Raw genomic sequence first — 16,895 nt, forward strand, 5'->3', positions numbered from 1 at the left:
CCCCGCCAGAAAAAACAAAACCCGCACTCGGCGGGTTTTGTTTTAACGCGGATCAAGCAATCAGTCAGCCAGACGCCAGGTCGTGCCGCCCTTGCCGTCTTCCAGCACCACGCCCATGGCGGTGAGCTGGTCGCGGATGCGGTCGGATTCGGCCCAGTCTTTGCCGGCGCGTGCCGCCAGACGTGCAGCAATCAGTGCGTCGACTTCAGCCGCATCGACACGCCCTTCGGCGCCCGCTTGCAGGAAGTCATCGGCTTCCAGTTGCAATACACCCAGCACGCTCGCCAGTTCTTTCAGACGTGCCGCCAGACCGGCCGCCGCGTCGAGATCGCTCTCGCGCAGACGGTTGATCTCGCGAACCATCTCGAACAGCACCGCGCAGGCTTCCGGCGTGCCGAAGTCGTCGTTCATCACGGTGGTGAAACGTTCGACGAACGCTTCGCCGCCGGCCGGTGCCACGTTCGGCAGGCCTTTCAACGCGTGGTAGAAACGCTCGAGTGCGCCTTTGGCGTCCTTGAGGTTGTCTTCCGAGTAGTTGATCGCACTGCGGTAGTGGCTCGACACCAGCAGGTAGCGCACGACTTCCGGGTGGTACTTGTCGAGCACGTCGCGAATGGTGAAGAAGTTGTTCAAGGACTTGGACATCTTCTCGCCATTGATACGGATCATGCCGCAATGCATCCACGCGTTGGCGTAGGTCTTGCCGGTGGCCGCTTCGCTTTGGGCGATTTCGTTTTCATGGTGCGGGAACTCGAGGTCGCTGCCGCCGCCATGAATGTCGAAGGTCTCACCGAGGCAGCAGGTGGACATCACCGAGCACTCGATGTGCCAGCCCGGACGCCCGGCGCCCCACGGCGATTCCCAGCTCGGCTCGCCCGGTTTGGCGGCTTTCCACAGGACGAAGTCCAGCGGATCTTCTTTCGACTCGTCGACTTCGATGCGCGCACCGATGCGCAGGTCTTCGATCTTCTTGCGCGACAGCTTGCCGTAACCCATGAACTTGGCGACGCGGTAATACACGTCGCCATTGCCCGGGGCGTAGGCGAAGCCCTTGTCGATCAGGGTCTGGATCATCGCGTGCATGCCCGGAATGTGATCCGTGGCGCGCGGCTCCATGTCCGGCTTCTTGATGTTCAGGCGCGCTTCGTCTTCGTGCATCGCGGCGATCATGCGTTCGGTCAGCGCTTCGAACGACTCACCGTTCTCGCGGGCACGATTGATGATCTTGTCGTCGATGTCGGTGATGTTGCGCACGTAGGTCAGGTCGTAACCGCTGAACCGCAACCAGCGGGTCACCAGGTCGAACGCGACCATGCTGCGGCCGTGGCCGAGGTGGCAGTAGTCGTACACGGTCATGCCGCACACGTACATGCGCACCTTGTTGCCATCCAGCGGCTTGAAGACTTCTTTGCTCTTGGTGAGCGTGTTGTAGATCGTCAGCACTTTATATTTCCTTGACGCTAAATCACTGGCCCCACGAATCACGCAGGGTCACGGTACGGTTGAATACCGGCTGACCTGGTTTCGAGTCCTTGATGTCGGCGACGAAGTAGCCTTCGCGCTCGAACTGGAAACGGTCTTCCGGCTGTGCGTTGCCAAGCGATGGCTCAGCACGACAACCGGTCAGCACTTGCAGTGAGTCAGGGTTGATGTTGTCGAGGAAACTCGCGCTGTCTTCGGCCTTCTCCGGGTTCGGAGAACGGAACAGGCGATCGTACAGACGCACTTCGCACTCGATGCTGGCAGCGGCCGGCACCCAGTGGATCACGCCTTTGACCTTGCGGCCTTCCGGGTTCTTGCCGAGGGTGTCCGGGTCGTACGAGCAACGCAGTTCGACGATGTTGCCGTCGGCGTCCTTGATCGCTTCGTCGGCACGGATCACGTAGCTGCCACGCAGACGCACTTCGCCGTTCGGCTCCAGGCGCTTGTAGCCCTTTGGCGGTTCTTCCATGAAGTCATCGCGGTCGATGTAGATCTCACGGGCGAACGGCAGCTGGCGCACGCCGAGTTCTTCTTTCTGCGGATGACGCGGCAGTTCGAGGTTTTCGACCTGACCTTCCGGGTAGTTGGTGATCACGACTTTCAACGGACGCAGCACGCACATGGCACGCGGGGCGTTCGCGTCCAGGTCCTGGCGGATGCTGAACTCGAGCATGCCGAAGTCGACCACGCCATCGGAACGGTTGGTGCCGATCATGTCGCAGAAGTTACGGATCGACGCCGGCGTGTAGCCACGGCGACGGAAGCCCGACAGCGTCGACATGCGCGGGTCATCCCAGCCATTGACGTGCTTTTCATCGACCAGTTGCTTGAGCTTGCGCTTGCTGGTGATGGTGTAGTTCAGGTTCAGGCGGCTGAATTCGTACTGGCGCGGGTTAGCCGGCACCGGCAGGTTGTCCAGGAACCACTCGTACAGCGGACGATGGCTTTCGAATTCCAGGGTGCAGATCGAGTGGGTGATGCCTTCGATGGCGTCCGACTGACCGTGGGTGAAGTCATAGTTCGGGTAGATGCACCACTTGTCACCGGTCTGATGGTGATGAGCGTGGCGGATGCGATACATGATCGGGTCGCGCAGGTTCATGTTCGGCGAGGCCATGTCGATCTTCGCGCGCAGCACGCGGGCACCGTCCGGGAACTCACCGGCGCGCATGCGCGCAAACCAGTCGAGGTTCTCTTCCACCGAACGATCGCGGAACGGGCTGTTCTTGCCTGGCTCGGTCAGGCTGCCACGGTATTCCTTGGCCTGCTCCGGGGTCAGGTCGTCGACGTAGGCCTTGCCGGCCTTGATCAGCTCGACCGCCCAGTCGTGCAACTGGTCGAAATACTGCGAGGCGTAGCGCACTTCGCCGGACCACTCGAAGCCCAGCCATTTGACGTCGCTTTCGATCGCGTCGATGTATTCCTGGTCTTCCTTGGCCGGGTTGGTGTCGTCGAAACGCAGGTGCGTGACGCCGCCGAACTCCTGAGCCAGGCCGAAGTTCACGCAGATCGACTTGGCGTGGCCGATGTGCAGGTAGCCGTTGGGCTCAGGCGGAAAACGGGTGACGATCTGGGTGTGCTTGCCCGAGTCCAGGTCTGCCTGGATGATCGGCCGCAGGAAATTGACCGGCACGGCAGGGCCGGACTTGGCATTCGAGGTAGGGTCGACAGTGGGCTTGCTCATAGGATCCTTGACTTACATGTGCGCGGCCGCAAAGGGGGCCAGACAAAACAAAGCCGCTATCATAGCCGATGCTGTCAAGGGGCTGACAGAGCGCGGCCTATAAAGGAGCGCATTTAATCGCCGGGATATGAAAAACAGCCTCGAAATTCGCGCCTGTCACGCTAAACTGCGCACCTTGGCCGATGGGCTGAACCGGTATAGGGCGCAAATGTCCCAATACCCACGAATTCCTTATAAAACGCTTCATTGAAAAAGAGCACCGATCATGACTCAAGTCAAACTGACCACCAACTACGGCGACATCGTCATCGAACTGGACGCTGAAAAAGCGCCGATCACCGTTGCCAACTTCCTTGAATACGTTAAGGCCGGTCACTACGAAAACGTAGTCTTTCACCGTGTGATCAAGGGTTTCATGATCCAAGGCGGCGGTTTCCAGCCTGGCATGCAGGAAAAGAAAGACAAGCGCGCCAGCATCCAGAACGAAGCCGACAACGGCCTGAAGAACGAGAAGTACACCCTGGCCATGGCCCGCACCATGGACCCGCATTCGGCCTCGGCGCAGTTCTTCATCAACGCCACCAACAACAGCTTCCTCAACCACACTGCCAAGACCGCTCAGGGCTGGGGTTATGCCGTGTTCGGTAAAGTCGTTGCCGGTACCGACGTGGTCGACAAGATCGAAGCCGTTGCCACCACTTCCAAGGCCGGTCACCAGGACGTGCCGAAAGACGACGTGATCATCGAGAAAGCCGAGATCATCGAAGCGTGATATTGCTGATTTCAGACTTGCATCTGGAAGAGGAGCGCCCGGACATCACCCGGGCGTTTCTGGATTTGCTCGCCGGACGCGCCCGCTCGGCGAGTGCGTTGTATATCCTTGGCGACTTTTTCGAGGCATGGATTGGCGACGACGCCATGACGCCCTTCCAGCGTTCCATCTGCCAGGCCCTGCGCCAGTTGAGCGACAGCGGCACGGCGATCTTTCTGATGCACGGCAACCGCGACTTCCTGCTCGGCAAGGCCTTCTGCAAAGAAGCCGGCTGCACCCTGTTGAAGGACCCGAGTGTCGTGCAGTTCTATGGCGAGCCGGTGCTGCTGATGCACGGCGACAGCCTGTGCACCCGCGATGTCGGCTATATGAAGCTGCGGCGCTACCTGCGTAACCCGATCACCCTGTTCATCCTGCGCCACCTGCCGCTGAGCACCCGCCACAAACTGGCGCGCAAGCTGCGCAGCGAAAGTCGCGCGCAGACGCGGATGAAGGCCAATGACATTGTTGATGTCACACCTGAGGAAATTCCGCGGATCATGCAGCAATACGGGGTAAAAACCCTGATCCACGGCCACACCCATCGTCCGGCGATCCACAAGCTGCAACTCGGCGAGCAGGCGGCGAAGCGGATTGTGCTGGGGGACTGGGATCGTCAGGGTTGGGCGTTGCAGGTGGATGAGAACGGGTATGCCCTGGCACCGTTCGACTTTGCCCCGCCGTCGGCCCTGCCGCACGGCTGAAGATCGCCCCCCCCTCACCCCAGCCCTCTCCCCCAGGGGGGGCGAGGGGGAAAGGGAGCCGATCTTCATGCTATTCAAAACCTTAGTTCAACTCGGTGGCTCAGGTCGGCGGACCTCGAAAGAAACCCTCAGTCAGTCCCCTCTCCCTCCGGGAGAGGGTTAGGGTGAGGGGCTTTTGACCTTAGTGTCCTGAAGCAGCAGGCCCGGCCTTCGCCGCAAACGGCGGCTTCGCCAGCCACACAATCAGAATCAGCCCCATGAAGCCCCAGCCCAGCAGCGTGAAGTAATCCACGGTGGAGAGCATGTACGCCTGACTGGTGAGGATCTGATCCATCTGCGCGTACGCCGATTGGCTCGCGCCGCCTAAATGGTTCAAGGTCTCGCGGGTCGCCGGTTCGAAGGTACTGATGCTTTCGCTCATGTACGCATGATGCTGATCGGCGCGGCGGATCCAGATCCATGTGGTCAACGATGCCGCAAAGCTGCCGCCCAGGGTGCGCAGGAAGGTTGCCAGGCCTGCGCCGTCGGCGATCTGGCTCGGTGGCAGGTCAGACATCAGGATGCTCAGGGTCGGCATGAAGAACAGCGCCACGCCGATCCCCATGAACAGCTGCACCAGGGCGATGTGCTGGAAGTCCACCTCGTTGGTGAACTCGGCGCGCATGAAGCAGCTCAGGCCAATCGCCAGGAACGCCAGACCAGCCAGCAGGCGCAGGTCGAACTTGTTCGCGTACTTGCCGACAAACGGCGACAGCAACACCGGCAGAATCCCGATCGGCGCCACCGCCAGACCGGCCCAGGTCGCGGTGTAACCCATCTGGGTTTGCAGCCACTGCGGCAGGATCAGGTTGATGCCGAAGAACCCGGCGTAACCCAGCACCAGCACCAGCGTGCCGATGCGGAAGTTGCGGTGCGCGAACAGGCGCAGGTTGACCACCGGATGCTGGTCGGTCATTTCCCAGATCACAAACACCGCCAGCGCGATCACCGAAATCGCCGCGCCGATGATGATGAAATTCGATTCGAACCAGTCCAGGTCATTGCCCTTGTCGAGGATCACCTGCAACGCGCCGACGCCGATGATCAACGTGATCAGCCCGACGTAGTCCATCGGTTGGCGACTGGTTTCCACCGGGCGCTTGGCCAGTTGCGAGCGCACCACCATCACCGCAAAGATGCCGATCGGTACGTTGATGAAGAAGATCCACGGCCAGCTGTAGCTGTCAGTGATCCAGCCACCAAGGATGGGCCCGGCAATCGGCGCGACCACCGTGACCATCGCCAGCAACGCCAGGGCCATGCCGCGCCTCGCGGGGGGATAGACCGCAATCAGCAGCGTCTGCGTCATCGGGTACAGCGGCCCGGCCACCAGGCCTTGCAGCACGCGAAAGCCGATCAGTTCCGGCATCGAGGTGGAGATACCGCAGAGGAACGAGGCCAGCACGAACAGGATAGTGGCCCAGAGAAACAGCTTCACCTCGCCGAAGCGCCGACTGAGCCAACCGGTCAGCGGCAGCGCGATCGCGTTGCTCACGGCAAACGAGGTAATGACCCAGGTGCCCTGCTCCGAACTCACCCCGAGGTTGCCGGAAATTGTCGGCAACGCCACGTTGGCGATGGTGGTGTCGAGCACTTGCATGAACGTCGCCAGCGACAGGCCGATGGTGCTGAGCAACAGGCTGGGCGGCGTGAAAGAGGCGTTATTGCTCATTGTGAATCCTATGAAACCGGGTTGACGCTGCGTCTGTTAAAGAAGCAGTTGCCCATAAGGAACAGGCCCTTGTGATGAGGAAGTTCATCTGTGGTGAGGGGATTTATCCCCGATGGGTCGCGAAGCGGCCCCTCCTTTGATTCAGAAAAGCCGGGCCTGCTGCGCAGTCCATCGGGGATAAATCCCCTCACCACAGTAAATCTCATCACCTTGAGAACCTGTTCCCACAGGGGGAAGATTCAGCGTTGCGCGGTCTTGCTCACCGCAGCGCTGTTGTCGTGGATCAGCTGCGCAATCATCGCGTCGGCTTCAGCCAGTTGGCGGTCGTAGACGTTGGTGCTGAACGAGGCCTTTTGCGGCGGTTGCTGGGCCAGCACCGGGCCGCTCTGGTCGTGCAGGTTCACTTCAACGTTGGTCGACAGCCCGACCCGCAGCGGGTGCTTGGCCAGTTCTTCGGCGTTGATGTGAATCCGCACCGGCACACGCTGCACGATCTTGATCCAGTTGCCGGTGGCGTTCTGCGCCGGCAACAGGGCGAACGCGCTGCCGGTACCGGCGCCGAGGCTGTCGACGGTGCCGCTGTACTTCACGCTGCTGCCGTAGATGTCGGACTCGATATCCACCGGTTGGCCGATGCGCATGTCACGCAATTGGGTTTCCTTGAAGTTGGCATCGATCCACAGTTGATCCAGCGGAATCACCGCCATCAGCGCGGTGCCCGGCTGTACGCGCTGACCGAGCTGCACGGTGCGCTTGGCGACGTAACCGGTGACTGGCGCGATCAGGGTGCTGCGGGCGTTGGTCAGGTACGCCTGACGCAGATCCGCTGCGGCGGACATCACGTCCGGGTGCGACGAAACCACGGTGTCATCGACCAGCGCGCTGGTGGTTTTCAGTTGCTGCCTGGCGTTGGCCAGGGCGTTTTGCGCCGAGGTCAGGTCGTCGCGGGCGTGGGACAGTTCTTCCTGGGAAATCGCCCCGCCAGCAGCGAGGTTTTTCCGGCGGTTGTAGTTGTCCTGAGCCTTCTGCACCTCAGCCTGTTGCGCGTTGACCTGGGCTTTCATGCCATCGACGTTGCTGTACAGGCCGCGCACCTGACGTACAGTGCGCGCCAGTTTCGCCTGGGCACTTTGCAGGCCGACTTCGGCGTCGTTCGGGTCAAAGTTGATCAGCACCTGACCTTCGTGAACCAGATCACCATCGTCAGCGCCAATGCTGACCACGGTGCCGGTGACCAGCGGGGTGATCTCCACGACGTTGCCGTTGACGTAGGCGTCGTCGGTGCTTTCGTTGAAGCGCCCGATGAATTCGTGATACGCCCAGACGCCGGCCCCGGCGAGCAGGACCACGACGGCCAGCACCAGCAGCATGAATTTGCGTTTGCGTGGATTACCGGTGTCGGGGGTGTTGTCTTGAGTTTGAGTGTTTTCGGCAGTGGCCATGACAAATACCTGAATTAGTTGTGCGACGTGGCTGGGGTGGCGTTGGCTGCGGTCAGGGTTTCACCCTGAAAGCCGCCGCCCAGCGCTTGCATCAGTTGAATCGACAGGTCGATCTGCTCGGCATTGAGGTTGGCCAGCTGACGCTGGGCCTGCAGCAATTGCTGCTCGATGCTGAGCACGTCCAGGTAGTTGCCGATGCCGGAACCGTAACGCTGGACGACGGTGTTGTAAGAATCCTGAGCAATCTCGGTGGCGTGCTGCTGCGCGCCGATCTGCCGGCCGATGTCACGCAACTGGTTGATCGTGTCGCTGACATCACCGAGGGCTTTCACCAGGCTTTTGTTGTACTGCGCCACCGCCAGATCGTAATCGGCGTCGCGCGCATCGAGGTTGGCGCGCAGGCGTCCACCGGCGAAGATCGGCACCGAAATGGTCGGGGCGATGCTGAAGAAGCGACTGGCCGACCCGAACATCGCGTCACCCAACAAGGATTCGGCACCGGCCGAAGCCGTGAGGTTCAAGTTGGGATAGAAGCGGGTTTTCGCCGAGTCGATGTCCTTGCTCGCGGCCTCAACGCGCCAGCGCGCAGCGACCAGATCCGGACGCCGACCGAGCAGTTCCGCCGGCAACACCGACGGCACCGCCACGGCGCTGGCTTGCAGAACTTTCGGTCGAGCAATTTCGTTGCCGCGATCCGGGCCTTTGCCGAGCAGCACGGCCAGGGCGATCTTCGCGCTGTTCAGACGCTTTTCGGCATCGATCAGGCTGGCTTCGGAACTGGCCTCAAGGCTTTGGGTTTGCTGGAACTGGTACTGGCTGTCGATCCCGGCACTCAAGCGGCGCTGGCTCAGATCAAGCATCTGTTTGGTGCGTTTCAGATCGTCGTTGGCCAGGTCGTAAACGATATGCGCCTGACCCAGATCGCTGTAGGCCCGGGCCACGTCGGCGGCGAGGGTCAATTGCGCGGCCTGACGGTCGACTTCGGCAGCGCGAGCCTGACCGAGTGCAGCTTCCCAGGCATCACGCTGGCCGCCCCACAGGTCGAAGTTGTAATTGAAACCGGCGCTGACGTTACGCACGGTGGCGTAGGCATCGCCCTGCCCTCGCGGGTCCTGATCCTTGGCCAGACGCGAACGGCTGATGCCGGCGCTGGCGTCGAGGGTCGGATAGCGTTCGGCATCGGCGGCATACGCGGCGGCGCTGGCCTGATGCGCGCGCGCTTCGGCGATCTGCATGTCCGGGCTGTCGTGCAGCGCTTCGCGGATCAGCCCGTCGAGTTGCGAATCGCCAAGGCTGGTCCACCAGTCGCTCTTCGGCCAGGCTGCCGGCGACAGGGTCACGCCGTTGAGGGACTGGCTGGCGTTGAGGCTTTTCGCATCCAGGCTTTTGCCCTGTGTGTCGAGGCCGCTGTAATTGGCGCAGCCGGCGAGGATCATCGCCGACAGCACCAGGGTCAGGCTGGTGCGCAAGGTTTTACCGCTCATTGTGTTCACCTAACCGCTGGATAGTGATCGGGTCACCGGCTGCCAGCAGAATTTTCTTGAGGATGTATTCCAGGGTCTTCAACTCGTCCGTGGTGACGGCGCCGGCCAGTTCATTCATTGCATCGGCGCCGATGTGCGGCAGGCGATCGGCCAGTTGCTGGCCCTGCTCGGTGAGTTTGAGTTGCACCTGACGGCGATCGCCTTCGCTGCGTTGGCGAGCCAGGAAACCTTTCTGCTCCAGACGATCAAGCATGCGTGTCATCGAACCGCTGTCCAGCGACAAATGCCGGCACAGCTCGGCCGGGGTGTCGACGCCGAACTGGGCCATGATGATCAACACCTTGAACTGCGCGGCGGTGATGCCGTGGGGTTCCATGTGGGTGTCGATGATCCGGTCCTTGAGCAGCGCGGCACGGCCGAGCAACAGGCCGAGATGGCAATGTTTGAATTCGTCCGGGGTGAAATGCTTCATGTGCTCACCTAATAACTGCCTAGGCAGTGAATGTATGTCGAGATGTTACTGCCTAGGCAGCGAATGTCAACGTAATAGTTAGGTTGCTTTGTAGTTAGTTGACCAGTGGAGTGGGTTTTTGTGTTGCCCGCACTGACGCTTTCGCGAGCAAGCTCGCTCCCACAGGGATCTCATGCATACATGGATCAATGTGGGAGCGAGCTTGCTCGCGAAGGCAGCGACTGGGTGTAACGTCGGTCAGGATTTGTCGGAAGGATGCACAGATGGCGGCTGGAGGGGATGCACTTCACGCCCGCGCAAGGCCGTCAGCGCATAACCGCAAGCGCGTTTGATCACCGCATACATGCTGTGCCAGCCCGGCGGTGCCGGCTCGATGGCGGCATGCAACGCCCGTGCATAATCGAGCACCAGACCGGGCGTCCAGGCCATCACTTCGGCGCGTTTACGCACCTGCGCCGCCACCCAGAACTCGGGGCTGAGGATCACTCTGGCGAAATCGAGCATGCTCGAATGCCCGCGATTCATCGCCCCTTCAAGGGCTGCTTCGAGGCTGTGGGCGACGGCACTCGAGCAGTTGCGGCTGGTGAGGTTGTATGTGCTGTTCTGCCGATATTCGCTCCAGAACGCCTGCAACCGCCGGGCGTCATAGTGAGCAAAACTGACCTGAACCGAAGACGGGCACCAGTCGGCCACCTCCCCCGCATAGTCAGGCAGAAATCGCCCGGCGACATCGTTGTTCGGTATCGCCCGCAGCAAGCGCACGAAATCCCCCGCCGAACGATCAATGTCATCCAGCGGGTAATGGCTGATGTAAATGTCCGGGCCACATTCCAGTGCCGCGTGGCCGGCGGAGATCACGCCGTTGATGTCGACCGCGGCGATATAACGATTGAGCAAGCGGTTGCGCACCAGAGTGTCATCGACGGTGCCGCTGGGGGTCCAGACATGGATCACCAGCGCGGTGCTGGGGGCCGGCCCACCGACCGAGGCCGGACTCGCCAACGGTGGCTGGTGTTTGAAGCGCAGTGACTGGCACAACAACGCGCAGCCCGAAAGAAAGATGCTCATGCCAATGCAGAAAGGCACCGTGCCCTTATACAACGTCGGATACGGTTCGAGGATGAACAGGCCAAAGGTGATTTCGAACAATCCGGTGAGCAGCGACAATCGCCAACCGACAAAGCGCACCACCACCGCCGCCGCCAGCCGAAAGCCGCCATCGAGCAGAAACGCCACACCGAACAGCACTGCCAGAATCAGGCTGGCGACATGTTGCCGGTCGACGATCAGCAGCCCAAGCAGCAGGAACGCCAGACCGCGCGCCTTGCGCAAAGCGGCGGCGGTGCCTGTCTGCGGTGCTGGCACCAGCAGGATAATCAGGGCCTCGAGTAACAGCAGATAGCCAAAGACATGCAGCGGAAAATACAGCACGCCGTCCAGTGCATCGATGAAGATCGCCACCCCGGCCGCGCCCCAGACAATGCCGGTCAGCGCCAGCGTCGACCAACGGTTACGGACAAAGTCATTACCGAGCAAGACCATACTCAAGCGGACCATAGGCGCAACCGGCAAGGTTTTGAGGGTTCGGTGAGTCTAATACATCCTGGAAAAACCGGATCGCAGCGTCACGACCCGGCTATTGGCCACGCTCTCAGAAATCGCGCTTGTAGAAGATATCCAGCGAACTGGCGACACCGCTGGCGGCTTCGACATAAACCTTCTTGCTCAGCTTGTAACGCAGCGCGATGGTGTTGGCTGGCTCGAACACGCCGACGCCATAACGCAGGCTGAGTTTCTCGGAGATGTTGCCGCTGGCGACCACGCTGGTGGTGTTGCCGCTGCCTTGGGTGTCGAGCTGGAAGTCCTGAATCCCAAGGTCTTTGGCCAGGCCGCTGGTGACCCCGGAACTGCCCATCAAGCCCAGGCCCAACGCCGCTTGCGCGAGCATGTTGTTGTCTTCGCCGTTGGTGCTCAGCGGACGTCCCAGTACCAGGTACGACAACGCCTGCTCCTGACTCATGGCCGGTTCAGAGAAGATTTGCGTGGTCGGTTGCTCGGCGCTGCCGCTCAGGCGGATACCGGCGATCACGTCGTCGGTCTGGCGGATCGCCTCGATATCCAGATACGGCTGATCGATCGGACCGGCAAACAACAGACGCGCCCGGCGCACGTTCAGGCGCTGGCCGTAGGCGCGGTAACGGCCGTCGTTGAGCCACAGCTCGCCACGGGTGTCCATGTTGTCGCCGATGTGCACGTGACCTTGCAGGTTGGCGGTCAGGCCGAACCCGGCGAAGCTCAGTTTGTCTTCGCCGACCACCACGTCGATGTCCATTTTCATCGCCATCGGTGGTTTACCCTCTTCGGTCTGCGCCCCGACGATGATCGTGTCGTCGGAAACCTTTACCGTCGATGGCGGCAGTTCACGCACGGTGATTTCGCCTCGCGGCACCTGTACCTTGCCGGCAATCTTCAGCTCATCGCCGGCCATGGAAATCTTCAGGTCCGGCGCCACTTCAAGCTTGGCGTACGGTTCAACGGTGACCGGCAATTGCGTGCCCTTGAGCGCCAGATCGACTATCAGCGCCTGCCCCCACGCGACGTTGCCATTGAGGCTGCCCTGGCCGGTCTTGCCGCTGTTCCAGCCGCCGTCCAGACGTACCGACTCACCGGCAATCACTGCTTGCAGTTGCAGATCCTTGAGTTCCATCGGCAGCTCGGCGCCGGAGACTTCGCCGTCACTGAGTTTCACCGTGCCGTTGACCAGCGGCGCCAGCAGCCCGCCGGAAATCGTGCCGCTGCCGTTGAGGCGCCCGGTGAGTTTCTCGACCATCGGTACAAACGGCCGCGCCACCGACAGGTCCAGTCCGGAGAGCCGGAACGAGCCGTTCAACGGCTTGTTTTTCGGCAACGGATTGAGCTGTGTCTGCACCATCAATTCGCCGAGCTTGCCGCCGACGAAGTTGAGTTCGGTATCGACGCGCTTCGGTGTGAGTTTGCTGGTGAGCTTCAGGGTCTGGTACGGGAAGTCCAGCCACTGATCCTTTTCCTTCATGCGCAAGGTGCCGCCGCTGGCGTCGACGCTGACCACGCCGTTGGGGCCGCTGGCCGGCAGATCCAGTTGCAGGTCGGCGTTGAGCTTGCCCTGCCAGGCAAAGTCTTTCGGCAACCATTGCGCCAGGCTTTCGATCGGGAACTGCTTGAGGTGGTAACGCAGTTTCGGCTCCGGCAGCAGGCGCTGATCTTCACCGCACAGACTGGCATTGCCGGACATCCAGCAATGCGCGCCGAAGTTGATCTTGCCGTCGGCGAGGCGTTCGAGTTTGGCCGGGCTCTGCAGTTTCCAGTCCTGGCCGCCGGCCTGAATATCGCCGCTGGCCAAACGACCGCGCCAGTTACCCTTGTCCAGATTGCCGTCCAGACCGAGGGCCAGTTTCAGCTTCGGCCCGAGCAGGTCGAGGTTGAGTTTCTGACTCTTGATGTCGCCCTGAGCGCTGGCGGTCAATACGCCAAGATTGCTATCGCCGGCCTGAATGCCACTGCCTTTGAGATCGATCTTCGCCCGTTGCGCACTGTCGAGCGTGGCGTCGAGGTTGAGGCTTTGCAGGCGATTGTCCTGAAACGCCAGTTGCGAACCTTGCAGGCCGAGTTTGCCTTGCGGTGCTTTCAGCGTACCGGCAACGTTGACCTGACCCGTGACCTGCCCCCGCAGCTGCGGCCAGAGCTGGGCCAGACGCGTCAGTTTGATGTCGATCTGCCCGGTGAGCTTCTGTTGCAGACTGCCCTTGCCGCTGATGCTGTTGTCGCCGAGGCGGATTTGCAGGGCGTTGAGGTTCCATTGCTCCCCGGCACCGTCGGCCTTGGCCTGGAGGATTGCCGGTTGCCCGCGCAATTTGCCTTTGAGGTCGAGGTCGGCGGTGAGGCTCAAGCGCTCGTTCTTCATTTCGCCTTTGCTTTTCAGTGGCCCGGCCAAGGTGCCCGGCAGCTCCGCAATCCAGTACGCCGGGTTCAGCGCAGAGAGATCCAGCGCGGTGTCCCAGGCGATGCCATCGGCGAACTGCACGTTGACATGGCCTTCGGCCTTGCCCTGCCCGGCCTGCATTTTCAATTGCGGTAAGGCGATCTGTTTCAGATTGCCGCTGAACGGACTGCTCAAACTGAACGCCCCCGCCGGGCCATCGAGGTCGGCGGCGAAGTTACCGAGGTACTGACCGTCGGTGTAGGAGACTTCGCCGGTGAAGGTGCGCAAGGCGACTTGCGGCTCGTCGATTTCGTTATACAGCCGATGCCACGGGAAATCCTGCCAGTTGATGTTGGCCTGAGCCGTGAGGCCCTTGCTCCAGTCAACGCTGCCGGTGAGCTTGAGGCTTTGCTTATCGTTGGCCGTCAGGTCGAGGCCGGCGATCTGCGCGCCGCTGGCATCGACCTTACCTTTGAGCAGCAGCGCCACCGGGCCTTTATCGGCGGGCAGCGTGGCATTGCCGTTTAACTGGTAACCGTTTTTCAAGTCACCTTCGCCGGTCAAAACCAGTTGATTGAGTTGCAGAGTGTCCGGCAGATCGGCGCTCGGTTTGAATGCCTCGGAGGTGATACGCACCTTGGCCGGCAGGTTTTCCGCCAGCGGTTGCAGTTCGCCGCTCAACTGGCCGTCGAGGTAGCCACGGCTATCGGCGTGCAGGTTGAGGGTTTTCAGCAGATCACCGTCGACTTTCAACGCCAGCGTCCATGGGCCAGTGCCTGGGGACGGCAGGCTCAGGTCACCGGCGATGTTCAGCGGCCAGTTGCCGGTCGGTTGCAGCAGGCCGGAGAGGTTCAGGCTGAGGTCGTCGCGCTGCAGTTTCACGCTGTCGATCTGCATGCCCTGGGCGGTCCAGTGCGCCGCCAGTTGCAGGCCCTTGAGCTGCTCGCTGCCGTTGAACAGCAGGCTGCCGACTTGTACGTCGCCGAGTTCGATGGCCACCGGCAGTTGCAGATCCGGCAGTTTGATCGGGCCGCTTTCAGTGGTTTCTTCACTCGGCGGGAATTGCAGAATCACCTGATCAGCCTTGAGCTGTTCGATGCACAAAGTCATGCGGGTCAGGCACAGCGGCGACCAGGCGAAGATCGCCTGGTTCAGTTCGACCCGACTGCTGTCCTGCTGCCACAGCAGATGATCGGCGCTCCATTGACCACCGAGACGGCCCTGGAAATTCTCCACGCTCAAACCCGGCACCAGGCTCAGCGCCCAACGGCTGCCGGCCTGAGTCCCGAGTACCGCGCTGATGCTCATTACAACCAACAGCACCAGCGTCAACAACGCCAGTGCCGATATTTTCAAACCACGCTTCACAGCTCAGGCCCCATGGAAAAGTGCAGCCGGATGCCGCCGTCGTCGTCCAGCGCGTGGGCCAGGTCGAGGCGGATCGGCCCCACCGGCGAGACCCAGCGCACACCGATACCGACCCCGGTCTTGAGGTTCGGCAATTCGAGTTTGTTGAAGGAGTTGCCTTGGTCGACGAAAGTCGCGACCCGCCATTTCTCGGCAATCGAGTACTGATACTCGACGCTGCCGGCGACCATGTAGCGGCCGCCGATGCGGTCGCCCTTGGAGTTTTCCGGGGACAGGCTCTGGTAGTCGTAACCGCGCACGCTCTGATCGCCACCGGCGAAGAAACGCAGCGACGGCGGCACCGAGTTGTAACCGTTGGTGGCGCTGCCGCCGACCTGCACCCGACCGAGGAAGCGGTGGTTGTCGAACACCGTGGTCAGGCCTTTGATCAACGCCGTGCCATATAAAAGGTTGTTGTCCGAACCGAGGCCTTCCTTCGCCACTTTGCTTTCAAAGGTCAGGCGATAGCCGTTGTGCGGGTCGATGCGGTTGTCGCTTTTCAGGTACGAGTAACTGATGCCGGGCATCAGCAAGGTACTCAGGCCGGAGTCGTCGCCGAGTTCATATTCTTCGCGCTGCCATTTCAGCGAGATCACTCGCTGCCAGCCGCTGGGCAACTTGCTGTGCCATTCCGGGCCAAACGTCAGCAGCTTGCTCAGGGTGTCCGAGCCGTCGATGTCTTCGTATTGATAACCGCCGGCCCAGCGCAGTTTGTCGGTCAGCGGCGGATCAAGCGGGATGTCATAGAACAACCCGACGTTTTGTCGTGGCGCCGACAACTCGGCTTCCCAGCCGTAACTGTCGCCCTGCGGGTTGACCCAGTGGCGCGTCCAGTTGGCCTTGATCCGCGGGCCGACGTCGGTCGAATAACCGAGACCCAGGCCCATGGTGCGTGGTTTGCGCGTGTCGAGTTTGACGTCGACCGGGATCACGTCGTTTTTCGCCGCCGTCGGCGCCGCATCGACGCGCACGCCTTCGAAATAGCCGCTCGATTGCAGGTCGCGGTTGAGTTCGGCGATCAGCTCGGAGTCATACGGATCGCCAGCTTTGAACGGCACCATGCGTTGCAGCAGGTCTTCGTCGAACGGCGTATCGCCCTCGAAACTGACTTTGCCCAGCGCATAACGCGGGCCGCTGTCGTAGATCAATTCAACGTCGGCCACCCCGGCACGCGGGTCGACCAAAAGTTTCTGGCTGGTGAAATGGCCACTGAAAAAGCCGAAGCGCGAGGCCTGGTTCTGGATCAGGCGTTTGGCGTCTTCATAACGCCCATGGTTGAGCACGGCGCCGGACTTGAGCGTGTCACTGCTCGGCACACGAAAGGATTTGAGGGAGGCGGCAGGCCCGTCGACGCGGATGGTGACGTTGCGCAGACGAATCGGTTCGCCGGGATCGATGTTCAGCACCAGGCGCGGTTTTTCGCCGCCCTTCACGTCACTGTCGATCTGCGGCTGGTAATAACCCAAGGCCTGCGCCGCTTTGCGCGCCTGCTCCTCGGCACCGCGACTGAAGCGCAGCAAGGCTTGTTCGTCACGATCGCCGAGGCTGCCGATATAACCTTCTATATTGGCCTTGAGTTCATCGTTGGACGGTTTGATCCGCACGTCCAATTCACTTTGCGCCAGCGCCGCGCAGCTGGTTAACAGCATGAGCACGCCACTGGTAAATCTTCCTGGAAACTTCATAGGCGCGGATGCTATCACGGGCTTGGGAGCGTGATAGAACAGGAAATTTCCGAAA

Annotated in this window: 11 protein-coding genes; 2 read left to right on the forward strand and 9 right to left on the reverse strand. The window is 61.2% G+C overall.

What is annotated here, in order from left to right; translation table 11 throughout:
* Window positions 1-60: 60 nt before the first annotated feature.
* Together cysS and M0808_RS17865 are read right to left on the reverse strand one after the other, a co-directional pair.
* Window positions 61-1,443 carry a cysteine--tRNA ligase gene (gene cysS / locus M0808_RS17860; RefSeq protein WP_247842034.1) on the reverse strand — a complete coding sequence of 461 codons (1,383 nt, stop codon included), beginning with the start codon at window positions 1,441-1,443 and terminating at the stop codon, window positions 61-63.
* Window positions 1,444-1,465: 22 nt separating this feature from the next.
* On the reverse strand, window positions 1,466-3,166 hold the full coding sequence (locus M0808_RS17865) for a glutamine--tRNA ligase/YqeY domain fusion protein (RefSeq protein WP_135295429.1): 1,701 nt from the start codon (window positions 3,164-3,166) through the stop codon (window positions 1,466-1,468).
* Between the two features lie 265 nt (window positions 3,167-3,431).
* On the opposite strand from M0808_RS17865, the gene M0808_RS17870 reads away from it, so the two are divergent.
* Window positions 3,432-3,938 carry a peptidylprolyl isomerase gene (locus tag M0808_RS17870; RefSeq protein WP_098968133.1) on the forward strand — a complete coding sequence of 169 codons (507 nt, stop codon included), beginning with the start codon at window positions 3,432-3,434 and terminating at the stop codon, window positions 3,936-3,938.
* Window positions 3,935-4,681 (forward strand): UDP-2,3-diacylglucosamine diphosphatase, encoded by a 747-nt coding sequence (gene lpxH / locus M0808_RS17875; RefSeq protein WP_247842035.1) that lies wholly within the window; start codon window positions 3,935-3,937, stop codon window positions 4,679-4,681. Before M0808_RS17870 ends, lpxH begins: the two co-directional genes overlap by 4 nt.
* A gap of 181 nt (window positions 4,682-4,862) precedes the next feature.
* On the opposite strand, the gene M0808_RS17880 is transcribed toward lpxH, so the two are convergent.
* The 7 genes from M0808_RS17880 to M0808_RS17910 form a co-directional block, all read right to left on the reverse strand.
* Window positions 4,863-6,392, reverse strand: a complete 1,530-nt coding sequence (locus M0808_RS17880; RefSeq protein ID WP_027614637.1) for a DHA2 family efflux MFS transporter permease subunit — start codon at window positions 6,390-6,392, stop codon at window positions 4,863-4,865.
* Between the two features lie 239 nt (window positions 6,393-6,631).
* Window positions 6,632-7,834, reverse strand: coding sequence for an HlyD family efflux transporter periplasmic adaptor subunit (locus M0808_RS17885; RefSeq protein ID WP_247842036.1), 1,203 nt, complete (start codon window positions 7,832-7,834; stop codon window positions 6,632-6,634).
* A 14-nt stretch (window positions 7,835-7,848) separates the two neighbouring features.
* Window positions 7,849-9,318 carry an efflux transporter outer membrane subunit gene (locus M0808_RS17890; protein WP_247842037.1) on the reverse strand — a complete coding sequence of 490 codons (1,470 nt, stop codon included), beginning with the start codon at window positions 9,316-9,318 and terminating at the stop codon, window positions 7,849-7,851.
* Window positions 9,308-9,790: a MarR family transcriptional regulator gene (locus M0808_RS17895; RefSeq protein WP_064586973.1), complete on the reverse strand. Its 483-nt coding sequence runs from the start codon at window positions 9,788-9,790 to the stop codon at window positions 9,308-9,310. The genes M0808_RS17890 and M0808_RS17895 overlap by 11 nt, the downstream gene beginning before the upstream one ends.
* 237 nt (window positions 9,791-10,027) lie before the next feature.
* Window positions 10,028-11,347, reverse strand: a complete 1,320-nt coding sequence (locus M0808_RS17900) for a hypothetical protein (protein WP_247842038.1) — start codon at window positions 11,345-11,347, stop codon at window positions 10,028-10,030.
* 94 nt (window positions 11,348-11,441) lie between these two features.
* A complete protein-coding gene (locus M0808_RS17905; RefSeq protein ID WP_247842039.1) occupies window positions 11,442-15,116 on the reverse strand; it encodes a translocation/assembly module TamB domain-containing protein in 3,675 nt (1,224 codons plus the stop codon).
* Entirely contained in the window at window positions 15,113-16,840 is a 1,728-nt protein-coding gene (locus M0808_RS17910; protein WP_134785984.1) for an autotransporter assembly complex family protein, read from the reverse strand. Before M0808_RS17910 ends, M0808_RS17905 begins: the two co-directional genes overlap by 4 nt.
* Between the last annotated feature and the right edge of the window lie 55 nt (window positions 16,841-16,895).

It is taken from the genome of Pseudomonas sp. MWU12-3103b, from assembly GCF_023100615.1.
GTDB classification, from domain to species: Bacteria; Pseudomonadota; Gammaproteobacteria; order Pseudomonadales; family Pseudomonadaceae; genus Aquipseudomonas; species Aquipseudomonas putida_A.